The sequence below is a fragment of the Nonomuraea sp. JJY05 genome (genome assembly GCF_043496855.1).
Lineage (GTDB): Bacteria > Actinomycetota > Actinomycetes > Streptosporangiales > Streptosporangiaceae > Nonomuraea.
In genome coordinates, this window is the sequence record NZ_JBIEIS010000034.1 from 12956 (window position 1) to 31533 (window position 18578).

Genomic DNA, 18578 nt, shown 5'->3' on the forward strand with positions numbered 1-18578 from the left:
TGAATCAGTGGTCATCTCTTATCACCCGATGCACCGGTTTGCTTTCACGACCTCATTCCAGGAAACGGCGCCAGAAAACGGTGAACGTCGGCGATCTCGGCGTCGAGCAGGCCGTCCGGCAGCTCGTCGAACGGCTGGACGCTCACCCGCGTGCCCTTGCGCCCCCACACGCCCCTGATCACACCGTCCACCAGCACGACCGGCCGCAGGATCCCTCCCCCGGGGAACACCTTCCCGGCGTGCTCGGCGGCCAGGATCGGGTCGCGGCTGCGCCAGCCCATCAGGTACTCGTCGAAGGCGGGCGCGAGGCGGGCCACCGGCTCCTCCGCGGCGAAGGCGGGTGCCGGATCGGCGGCGCTCAGGCGCCAGGCCGTGCGGGCCTCGCCGAGCGGCAGGCCCGACCAGGCGGCCAGGTCCTCGGGCTCGGCCGGGTGGTGGGCGCGGCGGTAGCGGATGCCCAGCTCCTTGAGCGCGCGCTCCCGGTCGGGCTCGGGGGTGATCGGGGCGCCCAGCCAGTCGGCGGCGTGCACGTACGTGGGCCTGCCCGCGCGGAGCGGGCCCAGCACTGCCAGGCCGTGGTGGGCGGCCAGCCCCACCAGGTGCACGACGCCCTGGCCGGTGGCCCGGCCCGCCAGGCGTTCCTCCAGGTCGGCCTTGGTGAGCGGGCCCTGGCCCTCGAGGGCGCCGGCGATGAGCCCGAGCAGGTCGTCGCCGGTGACGCCTTCCTCATGAAGGCGGCGCAGGGTGTTCGTGGCGCGGCCGGTGAGGGCGTGCAGCCAGGGGAGGTCGTCGGCGTGCACGAAGTGGAGGGTGCCGCGCGGGCCCCAGGTTCTGACGATCTCGCGGGAGCTCACCGCGGCCTCGACGTCCTGCCTGGTGAGAGTGGCGGAGCGGGCGCGGAAGGCGAGCAGGGCGGAGGGGACGTCCTGGGCCTGCATCGCCGCCAGCCGCCTGACGATCCCGCCTGCCGTCAGGCCCGGGGGGCGGTGCAGGAGCTGGGGCTCCACGCTTCTCATACTCACCGTCATCTCAGGAGGAGGCGATTGCGCAGGCGGGTGGTCAGGGGGGTTCTGGCGCGTACGGCTCTGCGGATGGCGTCGCTGCGCTGCCAGGCCGCGGCGGCGGCGTCCTCGGTGACGGCCTCGGGGGCGTACCGGACGAAGTTTGAAATTTCGGCCAATGGCTGGATGTGAGAGGAAATATCACTCGAGTCTGCCTGCCTGGCGACGACGTCCGCCGCCGTCAGGGCGTACTGGTCCCTCAGCCCCAGGTCGTCGCAGGTCTGCCGCCACGCGCCGAGCACCCGCTGCTCGGGCCCCTCGGCCCGGCGGCGCTTCCGCCTGCGCCACCACGGCAGGGCCACCACCACCCCGGCGTACGCCACCAGCAGCGCCCCGCCCGCCACCGACGCGATCAGCCAGACCGCCGGGCCGCTCGAAGGCTCCTCGCCGTTCCCCGTGGCCTGCGGCTGGGACGTCTTCGGCCGGTCGCTCCCGCCCTGGGTGAACTCACCCTCCAGTTCCTCGCTCTCCTCGATGGCCGAGGACACGACGTCGTGGTCGTCCTTGGCGCCGCTGCGGCCCGGCGTGGGGTAGAACGGCCGCCAGCCGAGCCGGTCGAACTTGATCTCCGCCCACACCATGACGTGGCCCGATTTAACGTGATAAATCCCGCCGGACTCCGCGCCCGGCCTGAACCCCACCACCACCCGCGACGGCAGCCCGAGCGTCCTGGCCATGAGCGCGAACGCCGTCGCGAACTGCTCCGACGTCCCCCGGTGCGTGGTCTGCAGGAAGAACTCCAGCCCCTTGAGCGAGTGCCCCGGGGGCGCGGTGACGTCGTAACTGGCGTTGGTGCGCAGATACTTCTGCAGCCGGTACGCCCGCGTGATCGGCGAGGTCGCGCCCTTGGTGGCCTCCTGGGCGAGCCTGCGGAACAGCCGCTGCTGCGGCCCGGCCGGGAACGCGGTCAGGGCCGGGTCGTCGACGGGCGTGGCGTCGAGCAGCTCCTGCTTGGAAGGCCGGGCCACCTTCGAGGTCACCTCGTAGCTGAACCCCTTGGCGGGCTTGGCGCCGGCCAGCAGCGCGCCGCTCTCGGGGTCCACCACCAGCCCCCGCACGCCGCTGACCCGCTCGGGCCGCTCGGCCGCGGGCAGCCAGGTGCCCGGGAGCCCGTCGAACGTCACCTTCTGACGGACGACGTCCGCCCTGCCCGTCCAGTCCGGCTCGGGCACCCGGCCGCCGGTGGGCTGGAACCGGGCCCCGGAGGTCCATCGCACGCCGTCGTACCGGTCGAGCACGGCCAGCCGCCAGTTGAGCGGTTTGTCGGCCTTGACGGTGAACAGCTCCCGGTCGGGGATCTGCAGCCACGCCGAGACCCGGTCCAGCGGGCTGACGCTGTCGACGCGTACCGGCGGAGGGAGGTCGGCGTCCTGCCGCGGGTTGTACGGCTGCGCGGCGATGGGCAGCAGCGGGCCCACGACCAGCGCCGGCGCGGCCAGCGCGGCGGCGGCCGGCAATCCGGCCAGCAACCAGATCGGTGGACGGTCGTCGCGCAGCAGCGCCAGCGCGGCGATCAGCACGAACAGCGCGCCCGCCACGGGGAGGTTCGAGCCCTCGCCGTCCACGCCCAGCACGAGCGCCGTGCCGTAGACGACCAGGGCCGGGACGGCGGCGACGATCCTCGTGCGGGTGCGGGCCAGCGTCTCGGCGCCGATGACCGAGGCCGCCCAGACGAGGGTGTGGACGAGGACGAGGAGGTGCGGCTCGGGCTGGGCGGGCAGGAGGGTGGTGAGCAGGGCGTGCCAGGAGTTCGCCACGTCGGCGAACACGCCTGGGGCCGGGGCCTTGTAGAGGAGGACGGTGCCGGCGAACCAGAGGACGACGTCCAGGACCAGGGCGAGCCAGAGGGGGCGCCTGCCGAGGACCGCGGCGACGACGGCGGGGGCGACGGCCGCGGGGATCACGGCGGTCAGCAGCTCGGTGCCGGGGAACACGCGGTGGAACCCCCACCCGGCCGTTCCGGCGACGGCCGCCACCAGCGCCGCCCCCACCAACCGCCGCCACGACGCCTCACCCATGGGCGCGGCGCCGGGCGTCGCGGCGGCCGGCGCGCGCCTGCGCCGGCCGCCGCTCCTGGGAGCCGGGGTGGTCATCGGGACCCCCATGCGAGCGGGAGCGCGTCCAGGGAGCCGATCGGCAGGACCGCGACCCCGGGGACCGCGACCGCCCCAGCGCCGACGTAGACGCAGATGACGCGGTCGAAGCGGCGGCGCACCCCCGCCACCCGCCCCGCCTCCGCGGGGTCCGCCGTGACCAGCACCAGGGAGCCGCCACCCCGGGCCAGGCGCATCGGCTCCGTGACGCCGCCCGTGCCCGGCCGTACCCGGGCCAGGCGGTCCAGCACCGTCTCAGGGTCCTTGGCGTCGGGCACGGGGCCGTCGCCGGTGACGAGGCGTACCGGGAAGCCAGCCGTGGCGGCGGCGAGCGCGACCGAGGCGGCGGCGTCCACGGCCAGCTCCGTGAGGTCGCGGGTGTCCAGGACGACGGTGGTGGTGGGGAGGCTGGCGTCGATGAGCTGGCGGACCATGAGGGTCCCGGTGCGGGCGCTCGAGCGCCAGTGGACATGGCGCAGGTCGTCGCCGACGACGTACTCGCGGAGGGTGTGGAAGGTGACCGTGCCGCTGGGGGCGTTGTCGCTGGTGGGGCCCTCCAGGTGGTGGGCCCTGCCGGACGGGGGGACGGGCAGGGGGATCGTGCGGGGCCGTACCAGGAGGGTGACCGGCGAACCGTACGATCTGACGCGGCGCGTTAGCCCGAACGGGTCGGCCCGGACGAGCAGCAGCGGCCCCACTGGGATCTCGCCGCGGGCGTCCGTCGGCAGCGGGTACGACACCGTGCGGACGGCCCCCTTCGGCAGCCTGGGCAGGTCGACGGTGTGCTCCGACGTACCGATCCGGTCCTGGGCGCGCAGGCCGGACAGGCCCCGGCGGCCGAGGTTGGTCACGTTCAGGACGGCGACGGCGGCCTCCCCGCGCGGCACCTTCAGAGGCGTGACCTCGCGCCGCACCTCCAGCCTGGGCCTGGGGGCGGTCCACGCGAGCGCGGCGGCCAGCGCGAGCAGGCCGCCGGTGGCGAGCACGACGGGCTCGGGGTAACCGAGCGCGAACCCCGCCGCGTACAGCGCGAGGGACCCGGCGAGAGTCCCCCAGCCCAGCGGGGTCAGCACCGCGGTGAGCCGCTGCCAGGGAGCCGGTGGCGGGGTCGGCACCTACGCCGCCTGCGGCACCGGCATCCCGGCGAGGATCTCGCCGAGCACGGCCGCGGCGGTGACCTCGCGCAGCTCGGCCTCGGGCATGAGGATCAGCCGGTGCGCCAGCACGGGGACGGCCAGCGCCTTCACGTCCTCCGGCACGACGTAGTGCCGGCCGGCCGCGGCGGCCTTGACCCTGGCCGCGCGCAGCAACGCCAGGCTGCCCCGGGGGCTGGCCCCGAGCCGCAGGTGAGGGCTGGTACGGGTGGCAGAGCACAGCGCGACGATGTAGTCGTACACGGCGTCGGCCACGTGGATCCGGGAGGCGAAGTCGATCATCCCGGCCACGTCCGACGACCGCGCCACCACCGGCAGCCGCTCGACCTGCGGCCCCGTCGGCATGCCCTTGAGCACCTCCACCTCGGAGACGTGGTCGGGATAGCCGACGGAGATCTTCATCAGGAAGCGGTCCAGCTGGGCCTCGGGCAGCGGGTACGTGCCGTCCATGTCGACCGGGTTCTGCGTGGCCACCACCAGGAACGGCCTGGGTACCGGATGCGGCTCGGCGTCCACCGTGACCCGGCGCTCCTCCATGACCTCCAGCAGCGCGGCCTGGGTCTTCGGCGAGGCGCGGTTGATCTCGTCGGCGAGCACGATGTTCGCGAAGACGGGCCCGTGGTGGAACTCGAACTTCTGGTGCGCCTGGTTGAAGATCGACACGCCGGTGATGTCGCTGGGCAGCAGGTCAGGGGTGAACTGGATGCGCCGCCACTCGGCGTCCACGCTGGCCGCGAGCGACCTGGCCAGCGTGGTCTTGCCGGTGCCGGGCACGTCCTCGACGAGCAGGTGCCCCTCCGAGAACAGGCAGATCAGCGCCAGCTCGATCGCCTCGTGCTTGCCCCTGATGATGCGCTCGATGTTGCCGGCGAGCAGCTGGAAGCGCTGCGCGAACTGCCCGGCCAGCTGCGCGCTCTGCTGCGGCGGCTGCTGCTGGTAGGACTGTTCGGGCCCCTGCTGCTGGTACGGCTGCACCGTCTGCTCGAACTGGTCCTGGTAGTTGTACTGAGTCAACTGAGCCCCCCTCCTCAGTCGGTGCACTCGAAGAGCGGCCCCTCGGGGAAGCCGCCGTCCGGAGTCGCCACCAGAGTGTCGCTGAGCCACCCGTTCCCGTACTGCGTTTCAACTTTGTTCCAAATGTCACTCGTGCTGCCGTCTTGCGACTCGGTGACAGACTGGCCCTTGACCTGGCAGATCACGGTCACCGTGATGTACTGGCCCTGCGGGATCTTGCCGACGTTGTCGGTGCCGTTCTTGGCGGGAGCGGGCCGGATCAGGGTGTTGGTCTGGTCGTTGTTCTTGTTCTTGTACTGCTGCCTCGGGTAGGCCAGGTCCACCTCGGTCGTGGCCACGTCCGGGCTCTCCCCCGCCGCGTTCTTCGCCTTGAGCTTGAACGCGTGCTTCTGGTTGTTCTTCAGCCCGTCCACCGTGAACGACGTCCCCTTGATGCCGTCGTTGGTGGCCGCGCCGGTGAGCTCGTAGGTGACGCCGTCGTCGGCGTTCGCGGGGGCGCTCCAGCTCAGCTCGGCACCCCGGTTCTTGGCCTTGGCGGCGAAGCCGGTCGGCGAGCCGGGCGCCACGCAGGGCTTGGCCCCGGCGCTGGGCTGCGACTCGACCTCGCCGCCCGACCAGTGCGCGACCACCACGAACGTGTACTCGTTCGCGCAGTCCCCGCCCGTGAACTCGAACTGGAACGGCCCGTTCGCGTCCACCGACTGCGGCACGGACCGGCCGGCGCCGGACGAGGTCTTCAGCGTGTACCGCTCGACCTTGCCGCCGGTGGACGCGCTGAAGGTCACCGTCACCTTGCCGGGCCCGGACCTGGCGCTGACGGCGCTGGGCGCGGACGGCGCGCCGGCCGACGGGGTCGGCGTGGGCGATCTGGTGGGCCCGCGGCTCGGGGTCGGCGTGGGCTCGGCCTCGCGGGTCGGCTCGGCCTCACGGGTCTGCGTGGGACGCGGCTCGGACCTCGTCGGCACGGGGTCGGGCCTGGTGTCCGTCTTGGACGGGTCCGGGCGCGGCGTCTGCTTGGGCTTGGGCGTGCTGGTCGGTCCCGGTACGTCGGAGTCGTCCTTGTCGACGTCGTGCTTGCGGCCCTCGGGGTCGATGACGACCGCCTTGTCGCCGTTCTCGTCGTTGGCCCAGAGCAGGCCGTCCTTGACGAACACGTCCACCGGGCCGGGCGCCTGGGTCACCTGGAGCGTGGTGGGCCGGCCGCCGGCCGCGCTGTCCCAGACGATGAGAGAGCCCTTGCCCTGGTCGGGCACGTACACCTTGGTGCCGAGCACCTGCGGCACCCCGAGCTTGGCGGGGTCGTCCGACTCGAACTTGGTGCTCAGCACCGAGTTGGACGAGGTGTCGATCACCACGAGCAGCCCCGAGCCGCCGGGCGTCAGGATCGGGACCAGCGAGCCCTCGGTCGTGGCGGGGGTGAGCGCGCCGCCCTTGGCGGCCTGGGCCACGCCCTTGGGCAGGGTGATCTCGCCGACGCCGCCGTCCGAGCCGATGACCGTGGCGGTGGCGGCCCGGCTGTTGACCACGACGGGCAGGCCGCCGGCGATCGTGACCGCGAGCTCCTCACCCGGCTCGCCGACCTTGAGCGGGCTCGCCGCGGCGCCGTTCGACACCGGTACGACCTGGCCCTTCGCGGTCACGGGGACCCACAGCCGGCCGCCGCCGTCGATGCGGGCCGCGCCGAGCGGTCCTGGGAGGGTGATCGGGGCGCCGACGGCGTTGAGCGTGACCGGGTCGATCCGCTGGACCTTGCCGGACGCCGGGTCCACGGCGTACCCGGTGTCGCCGGACACCGCGAGCTGCAGCCCGGCCGCGCCGAGGTCGCGGGTCTGGGAGACGGTGAGCTGGCTGGGGTCGATCCGGCTGACGTAACCGGTGGCGTCGTCGACGAGCAGCACGTTCCCGCCGTCCTGCACGACGCGCAGCTGTCGGCCGGCCTTGTCGTCGAGGTAGCCGTCGACCTCGCCGGACAGGCCGTTGACGTGCACGATCTTGCCCTTGGCCCGGGTCCAGAGCCAGGCGCCCACGTCGGCCAGCTTCGGATTGGCGCTGGACACGCCCACGCCGAACCACGCCGCCGCGGCCACCAGGACCACGGCGGCCACGCCGGCGATCACGGCCGTGGTTCGGTCCTCTCGGAGCATGCGCAACTGCACGCGTAACTCACCCCGTATGTACGATTACAGAGCGTTTGCCCCCGTATTATCGGGCATCACACTAGCGCTCACCGGTCGCTTGTGCGTATGTACCGGCTGGTAGGACTCCTGAGGTGATTGTGGTGTGCCGAGACTGTCGGCGCGAAGCCGTACCTTAGTGCCCGTGTCCGAACAGCCCCTGACCCTCGACGCAGTCCTCACCGACGAGGCGGTCCTGTCGACCTACCGCCGGATGTTCGCCGCGCTGGCGCGCGACAGCGGCGCGGTCGTCGACGACCCCGCCCTGGTCGACATCGCCGAGACGCTGTTCTCGGCGTTCGCGGAGGCGGGCGAGGAGTGGCTGACGCACGAGCAGATGCGCTTCGCGTGCCGGGCCTATCCGGGCGACCAGTTCGACAACCGGCTGCGGGTGCTCAAGGGGCTCGGGGCCGTCCGCGAGGTGTTCCCCAAGCCCAACCAGTTGCGTTACCGGGCCTCGTTCACGAGTGTCGTCGGGCTGATGTTCATCCGGCGGATGATGTCCGACGGCGGGCAGTCGGAGATGCACCGGCTGCTGGCGCTCGAAGACCTCAATGTCGCCGATCCCCGCACCACGATGGAGGAGGCCAGGCAGAGCGCGGTCAACCTGGCGCGGGCGTTCCGGCTGTGGGCGCTGGAGCTGATCACGCTCACCACGGGCACCATCGAGGAGCTGCGCGAGCAGGCGCCCAAGCTGTGGGGCACCGAGGAGATCGCCCGGCGCGCGCAGAGTCTGCACGGCACCATCCTGACCCGCTGGCCGGAGCTCGACCGGGTCTGCACCGACCTGCGGGCGGCCATCTACGCCTACAGCGACGCCTCCCGCCGCGCCGCCGGACGCCTGGCCGACTCGGCGGGCACCACCCGCAACCTGACGTTGCTGCCCACGGAGACGTGGCGCACGTTCTCGCAGACCGCGACGCGGGAGCAGCTGGCGGCGGTGCTCGACGGGTTCGTGTTCGACGTGCCCGCGCCCTGGCACGATCCGGCCGCCATCGCCCGCGCCGTGGACGAGGCCCCGCGCCCCGCTCCCGCCCAGCCCACCCCCCCGCGCTCCAACCTCCCCGACCCCGGTCCCGGCGACTCGCTCGACACCTCGCTCAGCGCGGCCATGGAGCGGCTGAGGGAGGTGGCGGAGTCGCTGCTGGGCGACGCCCCGCGGGTGGCGCTGGCCGACGTGCTGGGCTCCGACTGGCCCTCGGCGCGACGCGTGCTGGCCGACCTGACGACCGTGGACCTGCGGCCTGAGCTGCCTTACCGGCTGGCGTGGTCCGACGGGCTCTCGATCGACCCGGACCGCGAGCCGGCCTGGCTCTCCCAGGGCTACTTGGAGCGCACCTGATGCCCACCCCAAACCACCCGGACCCCACCCGCCCGGACGCCGCCCACCCGGACCCCGCTCAGCCGGACCCCGCCCACCCGGACCCCGCTCAGCCGGAGCTCGACCGCCCAGGGCCCGACGACTCGGAAGCCGTCCTCCCGGGAGCCGACCGCCTGGAAACGTCCGCGCCCGACGCGCCTGCGCTCTCGGCGGGCGGCGCCTCCGCCGCTCGGGCTGAGGCCCTGGCCGCCGACCCACCGGCCCCGGCACCGCAAACCCCGAAGGCCCCGCAGCCTTCGGAGGACCCGCAGACCGTGGAGGCGGCTGCACGGGCCGACGCTGAAGTCCGCACCCGCCCGGCCACCGTTGGCGAGAGCGGCGGCCAGGGGGCAGGAGTCCGCTCGCGTTCGAAGGGCGCCGCGAAGGCGCGGGTCCGGGCTCGGGCGGGTGCCCTCGACGGGCCCGCCGCGCATGTGCGGGTGCGGTCGGGTGGGCCGCTGTGGCTGGCGGCCGGGGAGCCCGCGCCGCCGGGCATGGTGCGACTGACACGATCCGACGCCACCGGGCAGGCCCTGCCGGTGTGGCCCGACGGGGTGACGCCGTCGCTGCTGGAGGAGTACCAGGTTGCGCCCGTTCCGGTGGAGCGGTCCGGAGAGACCCGGCGGGTGCTGGCGGCCGTGCTCAAGTGCTGCTGGACCGACCTGTCCGTGGACCCGTGGCCGGGTGAGCCCGCGCCCGTGGAGCTGGTGCTCGACACGTACCGGGCGCTGATCGGCCGCACCGACGACCTGATGCGCAACTGGGCGATCGGCGCGATGCGGCGCCTGCACGACTCCGCGTGGATCGTCGTGGACGACGGCGTGGTCACCCTCGGCCCGCGCTGTGCGTTGTGGCCGGTGGAGTCGCACGCGCAGTTGCAGGAGCTGGTCCGCCGCCTGCCCGAGCCCGAGCGTCCCGAGCTCACCGTGGTCGGCGACGCCGACATCGTGGCCGCCGCCCACCCGGCCGAGACCGTCCCCGACCCGGAGGCGGGGCTCGGGGGGCGGGTCGAGGGCGGGTCCGCCGAGTTCGACGATCTGCTGGGGGCTTATGACGAGCGGCGCCGGGCGGAGCTGGTGGCGGCGTTCATGGTGGTGGAGCACGCGGCCGAGCCGGTGCAGGAGGTGCGCTTCGCCGCCCTGCGCGACCCGGCCCTACGCCACACGCTGAGCGAGATGCTGGCCAGGCGCGGCCGTACGCTCATCCAGCACCGCGACCGCTGGACCTCCGGCTACGACGACATCCAGGCCGCCGCCCTCACGACGTCCGCAACCGACACCCCGCACAAGGCCGCGCACGAGATCGGCGCGCGTGAAGCCACGCAGGAGGTTCCGCGCGAAGCGACGCACGAGATCCCACACGGAGCCCGGCGCGACGCCCCGCACGATGTCCCGGGCGAAGCCGTGCAGGGGACTCCTGCCGCCGGTGCTGGCCCGGCTCCGATCGAGAGCCTCTCCCCCACGGGCACGGCTGTCGCCGGGGGGGCGGGCGAGGGCGGCGATCGGGCGGGCGGTGGCGATCCGGGGAGCAGTGGCGATCCGGGAAGCGGCGGCGATCCTCGGAACGGTGGCGATCCGGTGGGCGCGCGAGCGGTGGGTCCTGCAGGCCGCTTCGCCGTCCCGGCGGGTGCGCGGCTGGGGGTGAGCGAGCGGGCGGTGCTGACGCTCGTCCTGGTGCACTCCGTCGCCATCCCCCGGGCCGAGGGGCTGTTGCCCGAGGACTCGTGGTTGTCGCCGCACCCCACGCCGGTGGACGAGCTGCGCCGCCACACCCAGCTGCCGATCGGCGAGCTGGAGGCCGCGTTGCGAACGTTGCGGCACGCGGGGCTGCTGGGGCAGGTCAAGGCCGGCGAGGAGGCGGGCGGTTACGTGCCGGGCCCGCAGTTCCACCGGCTCACTCCGGCGGCTCGGCGACGGTTGCAGGAGGAGCTGATCCTGGCGGCCGGACCCAACACGCCGCTGGCGTCCGCCGTACGAGCCCGAAGATCGGCGAAGTGACCGCCGCAACAGCACACGAATTCAGCGTCATGACGGATGGAAGGACTACGGGGGTTAACGGTGTCGCAGGTGGAGAACGTCGTCGGAGATCGGGTGCTGATCGCTGTGCAGGCGGTCAACATTTCGCGGCTCTCCACCCATCCGGTGCCCACCGTCCCCGGCACGCTCATCGTCGTGGCGGGCGCCGGGCCCAAGGACTCCAACGGCGCGGGCAAGTCATCGTTCATCGCCTCGATCACGGCGCTGCTGGGGGACGAGCAGTGGCGCTTCGCCTCGGGCGCCAAGGCGGTGTCGGAGCTGCTCTTCAACGCCGAACTGGCCAGCGGCGCCGGGTCCCGCCAGTGGGCGAGCGCCGACCATGGCTACATCGTGGGCGTCTTCGGCCCGCCCGGCATGAACGGCTTCGCCCCGTACGACGCGGCGGAGGCGGCGGCGAGCGCCGTTCCGGCCGGCGCGGCGGGCGGCGCCGCATCGGACCCCACCCAAGCTGACCCCGCGGCCCTGGGCGGCGCGACCAGGGGGAGCGCGGCCGTTGGAGGTGGCGCGGCCATCGCGGGTGGCGCGGCCGGAGCAGGTCGCACGGCCGTTGCAGGTGCCACGGCCGTCACCGGTAGCGGGGTCGTTGCGGGTGGCGCGGCCGTCACCGGTAGCGGGGGCATTCCCGGTGGCGGGGGCGTTGCGGGTGGCGGTGGTGCCGGTAGTGCCGCCGTCGCAGGTGGCGGTGGTGTTACCGGTGGTGGTGGCGGGGAGTTCGTACTTGAAAGTCAGGTGACCGGGGCTGAGCTGAGTGGGGAGCTGTTCGAGGTGCCCGACACCTCGGGCGGGGCGATCACCGTGTGGCTCAAGGTCAACCAGGAGGCGCCGCACCTGGAGATCCGGTGGCGGGAAGGGGTGCATCTGGCGGCCTCCCCGTCCGAGGCGGAGCGGGTGGCCCGGGCCGACGAGATCTGGGCGTCGCTGCCGAAATCGGCCGGGCGGCGCGACGTGGTGGCGCGCGACCTCACCAAGGTGCTCTACGGGGACCGGGTCAGGTGCGTGTCGTTCCTGTCCACGTCCGTACGCAGCAAGGTCGCCACGAACCTGCTCTCCCAGCCGCTGAACGAGATCTCGCCCGAACGCGTCTTCGAGGCCATCGCGGCCCTCACCGGCCTCGACGCCGAGCTGGAGCAGGAGCGGGAGGCCCGTCGCGACGAGCACGCCAAGCGGGTGCGCGCCGCGCAGGCGGCCGAACGGCTGGCGGAGTTCGAGACGGAGTCGAAGGCGCTGCTGACCACGTTCGACCGGCGTGATCAGGCGAGGATCCGGTTGGCGGACGCGCTGCGGTGCTGGCGCGGCAGGCAGGCGCGCAAGCTGGCCGACGCGGCGGGCAAGGACGAGGCACTGGCCGCCGACCTCGAACGGCACCACGCCGCCGGTGAGGCGGCGACCGAGGCGATCGCCATGGTCAAGGCGGAGATCGGCACGCTGCGGGAGGACACCCTCGACAGGCAGGTCTCGCAGGCCCGCAAGGAGCTGGCGGCGCTGCAGGCGCGGGCGGCCAAGCTGGACGCCGACCGTGCGGTGGCCGAGAACTCCGCCGACGAGCTGCGCGGCCTGATCCCGGCGCTGGAGGAGACGCGCAGGTTCGCGGACGGGCGTGACGTGCCCACGGCGGAGCGGGAGCTGAAGGAGGTCCGGCTGCGGCTGAACGAGGCGCTCAAGGCGCTCGGGGTGGCCGACCAGGAGGTGTCCTCGGCGCAGGCGGCGCTGGACGACGCCGAGGGCGGTCCGGCGGCGGCCCAGCTCAACGCGCTGGCGGCGGCGGGCATCGGCGCCACCGGCCTGCTGGACGCGCTCGACGTGGCCGAACAGGCCCGCGACGCCGCCCACACCCCTCCGGCGCACTCCTCCGGCGGAGGCCGCCCACTTCGCGGGGCAACCCGTGCGATCTTGGCCACCCCTGAAGCGACCGGGCCCGCTTCTGGTACGACCGCGGCCAGTTCTGGTGCGACGGGGGCCGCCTCTGGTGCGGCCGGGGCGAGTTCTGGTGCGACCCGGGTCTCCCCTGAGGTAGCCGGGGCCGCGCCTGGGGCTGTTTCTGGTTCGGGTGAGGCCGAGGCGCTCGGCGCCGCCCTCAAAGCACGCTACGGGAAGGCGTCCGGGGGCAGGGCGGGTGAGGTCGTCGGGCAGGGCCTCGGAAGCGAAATGGCCGGCGACGGCGGCGAGCAAGGCAGCGGGCAAGGTACCGGCACCACGCAAGGCAGCGGCGCGCAAGACGCTGGTACGGCGCAAGGCGCTGGACGAGGCTCGGCCAGTGGCGTCGGCGGGCGGTTGGCCGGGGTGGCGTTGGGGGATTTGCGGGGGTGGCCGAATGAGCATGCGGTGATCGTGGATGCCGCGCAGCTCGACGACGCCGCTGCCGCTCTGGCCGAGTTGCCCGGGTCCGTGCTGGTCAGCTCGGCCGGGGTGAGCGTCGTGGGGGCGTTCGACGGGGTGGCCACCGGGCGGGAGGCCCGGATCAAGGCCGCCGAGCTGCGGCTCAACCGGGCCAAGGACGTCCAGGAGACGGCGGCGCAGGCCGTACGCGACGGAGAAGAGGACGTGGCGGAGGCGCAGCGGCGGCTGGAAGGGGCCAGGGCCGGGGTGCGCCTGGCCGAGCTGGAGGCGAAGCTGGGCGAGCGGCGGGCCAGGCTGACCGAGCTGAACGCGGCGATCGGCGAGCTGGCCCCGAAGGTGGCCGAGGCCGAGCGACACGCCGGTGCGCTGGACTTCCGGGCCAGGACCAGGGACATGGAGATCGAACGCCTGGAGGGGCGCCGGCACCGGCACGAGACCGAGCGGACGCAGGCCCGCGACCAGGAGGCCAAGGTCGTCGCCGAGCGCGAGTCACTCAAGCTGGACGCGCTGGCCGCCGACTGGGGCGGCACGGTCGAGACGGCTCGCGAATGGCTGAACGCGCTGCCCGAGGAGGAGCGGCCGCGGGCGGCCGAGGAGTGGTGGCGGGTCGCCGAACGCCACTTCGACCAGGCCTTGCGCGACACGTTCCCGGAGGAGGACGCGGAGATTCCCGAGGAGCTGCGGTTCCTGCTGAGCGAGCGGGGCGGGAGCACGGCGCGGGAGCAGGCGACGTTCGCGGCGGTGTGCGGAGCGCTGGCCTCCTACCTGCGGGGCCAGGAGGAGTACGAACGGCACCAGCGCCGCCAGATCGAGGCGCAGGTCGTCTCCCGGCAGCGCGACCTGTCGGCGGCGGCCAGGGGCGCCGAGGAGGCGGCGCAGTCGACGGCCGTGCACCGGGCGGCGCTGACGGCGGCGATCAAGGCGCGGCTGACGCGGGTGGCCGAGGAGTTCGAGAAGCTCGACACGTCGTACGGGGGTTACGGAGCGACGCTGGAGTTCCCGGTGCCGCCCGCGCCGGCCGATCCCGAGCAGCGCTGGCAGTGGCGGGTGACGCCGAAGTGGCGGCGGGGCGAGGGGCAGGGGTTCGTGCCGTACAACCGGCGGGCCAACACCGCGCTCATGGACGAGAAGGCCGTCAAGCTGGTGTGCGCGGCGGCCATTGCCTCGTCTGGGGGCGGTCACCTGTGCCTGGTGCTCGACGAACTCGGCCGCAACCTGGGCAAGGAGCACCGGAGGGAGGCGGTCGCGCTCTTCAGGCGGATCGGGGAGACGTACGGGATCACGGTGATCGGGGCGCTGCAGGACGACATGGAGCCGTACGCGATCGACGCCTGCGGGCAGTACATCAAGCTGCGGCGCTCGTCGGACGCGATGCCGTACAACGAGCCGCCGGTGATCGTCGGGCACGACCAGCACGCCGAACGGGTGCGCGCCCTGGCCGCCTACGTCGACAGGACGGCGGCGGGGCTCACCTGACGGGGAGATCTGGGTAGGAGGCGTGACGCACCTGACGGGCGGATCCCGGTAGCAGGCGCGACTCACCTGACGGGCGGACCCCAGTAGCAGGCGCGCAGGCGGCGCCACTCACTTGACGGGCGGGCCTGTGTAGGAGGCGCGCAGGCGGAGGAGGGCGCCTCGGTCGTACTCCTCCATCGCGTGCGCCAGCCACCCCGCCACCCTGGCCACCGCGAAGATGGCCTCGCCCGCGCCGCTCACCATGCCGCTGACGGCGGTGAGGGTGGCGAGGGCGAAGTCGACGTTGCGCTCCGGGAGGCGGCGCCTGCGCATCTCCTCCAGCACGGCCACTCCCGCGGCGATCCGCTCGTGCCCCGGCGCGGCCTCCTTGACCAGGTCGAGCAGGAGGGCGCCGCGCGCGTCGCCGTTCTTGTAGACGCTGTGGCCGAAGCCGGGGATGCGCTCGCCACGACGTACCCGCTCGGCGATCGCCCGGGCGGCCTGGCGCGGCTCGGCGACCTCGGCCAGCAGGCGTTCGGCGCCGTACGACGCGCCGCCGTGCAGCGGGCCGCCCAGCACGCCGAGCCCGGTCAGCACGACGGCGTACGGGTCGGCCTTGGCGGAGGCGGCGACCCTGGCGGCCAGGGTGGAGGCGGCGAGCTCGTGGTCGGCGAGCAGGACCAGGGCGGCCTGGACGGCGTTCAGGAGCCCGGGGGTCCCGGGGCGCGGGCACAGCCGGGACCAGAGCCGCTCGGCGATCGAGTCGCCTTGGGGCTCGCTGAGCTGCGGGAGCGCGTCGACGAGGCCCGCGATCATGCGGCGGCCGGTCGCGGCTACGGAGGTGGGGTCGAGCTGGTAGCGCAGGGAGTCGGAGGCGCCCAGGACCGTGGTGATCACCTGCAGCCGGTCGAGGGGCAGGAGGTCATCGGGGAGGCCGCGCTGGGCGGTCACGGCCGCCCGCAGCGCGTCGGCCTCGCAACGCCACGGCTCCGGCCACCGAACCCGCACCCCTTGAGCGCTCGCGCCGGGATGAGCGACGGCTTGATCCCCGGGGACGGCACCTCCCGCCACGCCGCGCGGGTCCCCTTGGTGAGCGGGGGCTGGGGGTGAATGCGGGTCCCCTTGGTGAGCGGGCGCTGCGGGCGAGCGCGGGTCCGGCGGCGTAGCGGACGGGTGCAGGTCCCTTTGATGCGCGGGCGTGGCCGACGAGGGCGGGGCCGCTCGGTGGGCGGGCGTGGCGGGCGGCTGTGGGTCCGGAGATGTGGCGGGCGCGGTGGACCAGCGTGGGTGCGGCGGGGTGGTGGCGGTGGCGGGCGGCTGTGGGCCCGGAGATGTGGCGGAAGTGGTGGACGAGCCTGGGTGCGGCGATGTGGCTGACGTGGTGGACCAGCGTGGGTGCGGCGGGGTGGTGGCGGTGGCGGGCGGGTGTGGGTGTGGCGGGGTGGGAGGGTGCCAGAGGGATGGGTCGGCGGTCCAGAGCCAGGCGGCGACCGTTTCGAAGTCGCTGGTCAGCGCGAGCCCCAGCGCGTCGAGCCCCCGGTAGTGGGGCCGGTCCACGCCCAGGGCCGTGATGGCCGACTCGATGACGAGCTCCGGCGGCTGGCTCCGGGGGCGGCCGCGGCGGGCGAGGCGCTCGATCTCCTCCACCGAGAAGAGGCTGCGCCGCCCGTCCTCGCTGTGCCGCCGCTGCAGCACCCCCCGGCTCACGTACGCGTACAGCGTGGCCGGTTTGACGCCGAGACGCTCGGCCGCCGTGGCCGCGTCGATCCACTCCACGCCGGCGGATCCCTCCGAACGGACAGCTGATGGTTGATGAAAATCAATATTGATACACGTTGAAAGACCATGTCAACGTGAGGGCATGCCAAAAGTTCACTTCCTCGATGTGACCAACCGGGACGGCGTGCAGACCGCGCGCACCGGCCTGTCGAAGTTCGGCAAGACCATGGTCAACTTCTATCTGGCCAAGCTCGGCGTGGCGCAGTCCGAGATCGGGTTCCCCTTCCTGTTCCACGAGGTCCCCTACGTCAAGGCGCAGGTGGCGCTGGCCGAGGCGGGGGCGTTCGGCGGCCTGCGGTTGTCGGGCTGGTGCCGGGGCGTGCCGCAGGACGTGGAGAAGGCGGCCCCGCTCGGGCTCAAGCACTACAACCTGTCCATCTCCACGTCCGACTACATGATCCAGAACAAGTTCCGGGGACGGCTGGACAGGGACGCGATCATCAGGGAGATGACGGCCGCCGTGCGCACGGCCAAGGCCGCGGGCGCCGAGAGCGTGGGGGTCAACGCCGAGGACGGTTCGAGGACGGACGACGGGTTCCTGCTGGAGTTCGCGCTGGCGGCCAAGCAGGCGGGCGCCGACCGGGTGCGTTACTGCGACACGATCGGCGGCGACACGCCCGACAGGATCCGCGAGCGCTTCGCCAAGCTGGCCGCCGCCACCGCGATGCCGGTCGAGACCCACTGCCACAACGACCTGGGCATGGCCGTGGCCAACTCCGTCTCGGGCGCCCTCGGTGACCTCGACGCGGGGCAGGACGCGTGGATCAACACGTGCGTGAACGGCATCGGCGAGCGCTCCGGCAACGCCGACCTGCTCTCGACCATCCTGGCCTTTCAGCACGGCTTCGGGCTCAACGCGGAGATCGGCGACGCCCTCGACCTGTCATGGGCCCGCAGGTTCGGCCTGTGGGCCGGTTACGCGTTCGGGCAGCCGCTGCCGTACAGCCAGGTCGGGGTGGGACGCAACGCGTTCGCGCACGAGAGCGGCATCCACGCCGACGGCGCGCTCAAGGACCACGGCAACTACGAGCTGTACGACGAGGCCTCGCTGGGCCCGTTCCCGCAGGACTGGCACACGCGGGACGGCCGGGTGGTGCTGACCGGCGAGTACGGCGGCAAGGCGGGCTTCCGGCACGTCATGGACGGGCTGGGTGTGGAGGTCCGCGAGGAGGACCTGGCGTTCCGGCTGGTTCAGCTCTGCAACGCCATGACCGGCCGCCCCCTCACGGACGACGAGCTGCGCCTGATCGCCGCGTATCCGCGCGAGTTGTCGCTGCTCTTCCCCGGATACGAGAACCCTTAGCTGGTCGTTCCACCGCCGGTCACAGTGAGAAGGCCGAGCACCAGATGACCCCGGCCGGCCGCGGACGACCACCCGGCTCCAAGGACCGGCCCGCGCCCCGCCACGGAGGGTCACCGGCGAACTCCACGAACGCCCGGCTCATCACCGCGAGGGCACCAAACCGCGCCGCATCACTTGACCGGCTGCACCCAGCCACATCCCGGCATCTTCGCGAAGTCCCGAAAGCGAAGATCAGCGGTTGGCCTTCGAGTCCTGCTTCCACTCCTCGGAAAGGAGCCCGAGCAGCACCTCGTCCAGGAACTCGCCCATCACCCAGGCCGAGGAGCGCAGCACGCCCTCGCGGACGAAACCGTTGCGCTCGGCGGAGCGCAGCATCGCGGCGTTGTCCGACAGCGTCTCGATCTGCAGGCGCTGCAGACCGCGCACGACGAAACCGTAGTGGCACAGCACCGCGACCACGTCGGTGCCGTAGCCCCTGCCGCGGGCCGACGGCAGCAGCCCAAGCCCGATGTGCGCGGACCGGTTGTGGGTGTCGATCCCCCACAACGTCGCGGTGCCGACCAGCGTGCCGCCGTCCAGCTCCACGACCGAGAACGGGACGTGCCCTTGCTCCTTGTCGTCGACCACGAGCCGCGGATCCTTCGAGCCGGGGGTGATCGGCCGCCACGGCCGGCCCTCGGCCCGCGAGGCGTTGACCACGTCGTCGTAGAGCTCGGCCAGCAGGATCGGAATGTCGTCGTCGTGCCGGGCCCTGAGCCCGACCTTGTCACCTCTCAGCACGCAGGTTTCCTATCTGACCGGGCTGTCAGGTG

Annotated in this window: 11 protein-coding genes; 4 read left to right on the top strand and 7 right to left on the bottom strand. The window is 73.2% G+C overall.

Translation table 11 applies throughout. The annotated features are described in order from the left end of the window. Positions 1–44: 44 nt before the first annotated feature. From ACFKCF_RS41190 to ACFKCF_RS41210, 5 genes are read right to left on the bottom strand one after another with little or no spacing between them, the layout of a single operon-like run. Positions 45–1007 (bottom strand): winged helix DNA-binding domain-containing protein, encoded by a 963-nt coding sequence (locus tag ACFKCF_RS41190; RefSeq protein ID WP_394500775.1) that lies wholly within the window; start codon positions 1005–1007, stop codon positions 45–47. A gap of 17 nt (positions 1008–1024) precedes the next feature. After that, complete coding sequence (locus ACFKCF_RS41195; RefSeq protein WP_394500776.1) at positions 1025–3154, bottom strand: DUF3488 and transglutaminase-like domain-containing protein; 2130 nt, start codon at positions 3152–3154, stop codon at positions 1025–1027. Beyond that, a complete protein-coding gene (locus tag ACFKCF_RS41200) occupies positions 3151–4269 on the bottom strand; it encodes a DUF58 domain-containing protein (protein WP_394500777.1) in 1119 nt (372 codons plus the stop codon). Before ACFKCF_RS41200 ends, ACFKCF_RS41195 begins: the two co-directional genes overlap by 4 nt. After that, a complete protein-coding gene (locus ACFKCF_RS41205; protein ID WP_394500778.1) occupies positions 4270–5322 on the bottom strand; it encodes an AAA family ATPase in 1053 nt (350 codons plus the stop codon). A 14-nt stretch (positions 5323–5336) separates the two neighbouring features. Beyond that, positions 5337–7466: a hypothetical protein gene (locus ACFKCF_RS41210; protein ID WP_394500779.1), complete on the bottom strand. Its 2130-nt coding sequence runs from the start codon at positions 7464–7466 to the stop codon at positions 5337–5339. A gap of 175 nt (positions 7467–7641) precedes the next feature. On the opposite strand from ACFKCF_RS41210, the gene ACFKCF_RS41215 reads away from it, so the two are divergent. Genes ACFKCF_RS41215 through ACFKCF_RS41225 form a run of 3 tightly spaced genes read left to right on the top strand, consistent with a single transcriptional unit; the run spans position 7642 to position 14705 of the window. Further along, on the top strand, positions 7642–8838 hold the full coding sequence (locus ACFKCF_RS41215; protein ID WP_394500780.1) for a hypothetical protein: 1197 nt from the start codon (positions 7642–7644) through the stop codon (positions 8836–8838). Continuing rightward, entirely contained in the window at positions 8838–10853 is a 2016-nt protein-coding gene (locus ACFKCF_RS41220) for a hypothetical protein (RefSeq protein ID WP_394500781.1), read from the top strand. Before ACFKCF_RS41215 ends, ACFKCF_RS41220 begins: the two co-directional genes overlap by 1 nt. Before the next feature lie 60 nt (positions 10854–10913). Then, positions 10914–14705: a chromosome partitioning protein ParA gene (locus ACFKCF_RS41225; RefSeq protein WP_394500892.1), complete on the top strand. Its 3792-nt coding sequence runs from the start codon at positions 10914–10916 to the stop codon at positions 14703–14705. A 108-nt stretch (positions 14706–14813) separates the two neighbouring features. Here ACFKCF_RS41225 and ACFKCF_RS41230 read toward each other — a convergent pair whose 3' ends face one another. After that, the gene (locus tag ACFKCF_RS41230) at positions 14814–16460 is read right to left on the bottom strand and encodes a citrate/2-methylcitrate synthase (RefSeq protein WP_394500782.1); all 1647 of its coding nucleotides are present in this window, start codon (positions 16458–16460) and stop codon (positions 14814–14816) included. An 85-nt stretch (positions 16461–16545) separates the two neighbouring features. On the opposite strand from ACFKCF_RS41230, the gene ACFKCF_RS41235 reads away from it, so the two are divergent. Further along, the gene (locus tag ACFKCF_RS41235) at positions 16546–17766 is read left to right on the top strand and encodes a LeuA family protein (RefSeq protein ID WP_394500783.1); all 1221 of its coding nucleotides are present in this window, start codon (positions 16546–16548) and stop codon (positions 17764–17766) included. 231 nt (positions 17767–17997) lie between these two features. Here the strand turns inward: ACFKCF_RS41235 and ACFKCF_RS41240 are convergent, their stop codons facing one another. Then, a complete protein-coding gene (locus ACFKCF_RS41240) occupies positions 17998–18546 on the bottom strand; it encodes a GNAT family N-acetyltransferase (protein ID WP_394500784.1) in 549 nt (182 codons plus the stop codon). Positions 18547–18578: the final 32 nt, after the last annotated feature.

Excerpts from the sequence above, each read along its gene's own strand:
- ACFKCF_RS41210 (WP_394500779.1), bottom strand. The coding sequence starts at position 7,466 with ATGCTCCGAGAGGACCGAACCACGGCCGTGATCGCCGGCGTGGCCGCC.
- ACFKCF_RS41195 (WP_394500776.1), bottom strand. The coding sequence starts at position 3,154 with ATGACCACCCCGGCTCCCAGGAGCGGCGGCCGGCGCAGGCGCGCGCCG.
- ACFKCF_RS41220 (WP_394500781.1), top strand. The coding sequence starts at position 8,838 with ATGCCCACCCCAAACCACCCGGACCCCACCCGCCCGGACGCCGCCCAC.
- ACFKCF_RS41235 (WP_394500783.1), top strand. The coding sequence starts at position 16,546 with ATGCCAAAAGTTCACTTCCTCGATGTGACCAACCGGGACGGCGTGCAG.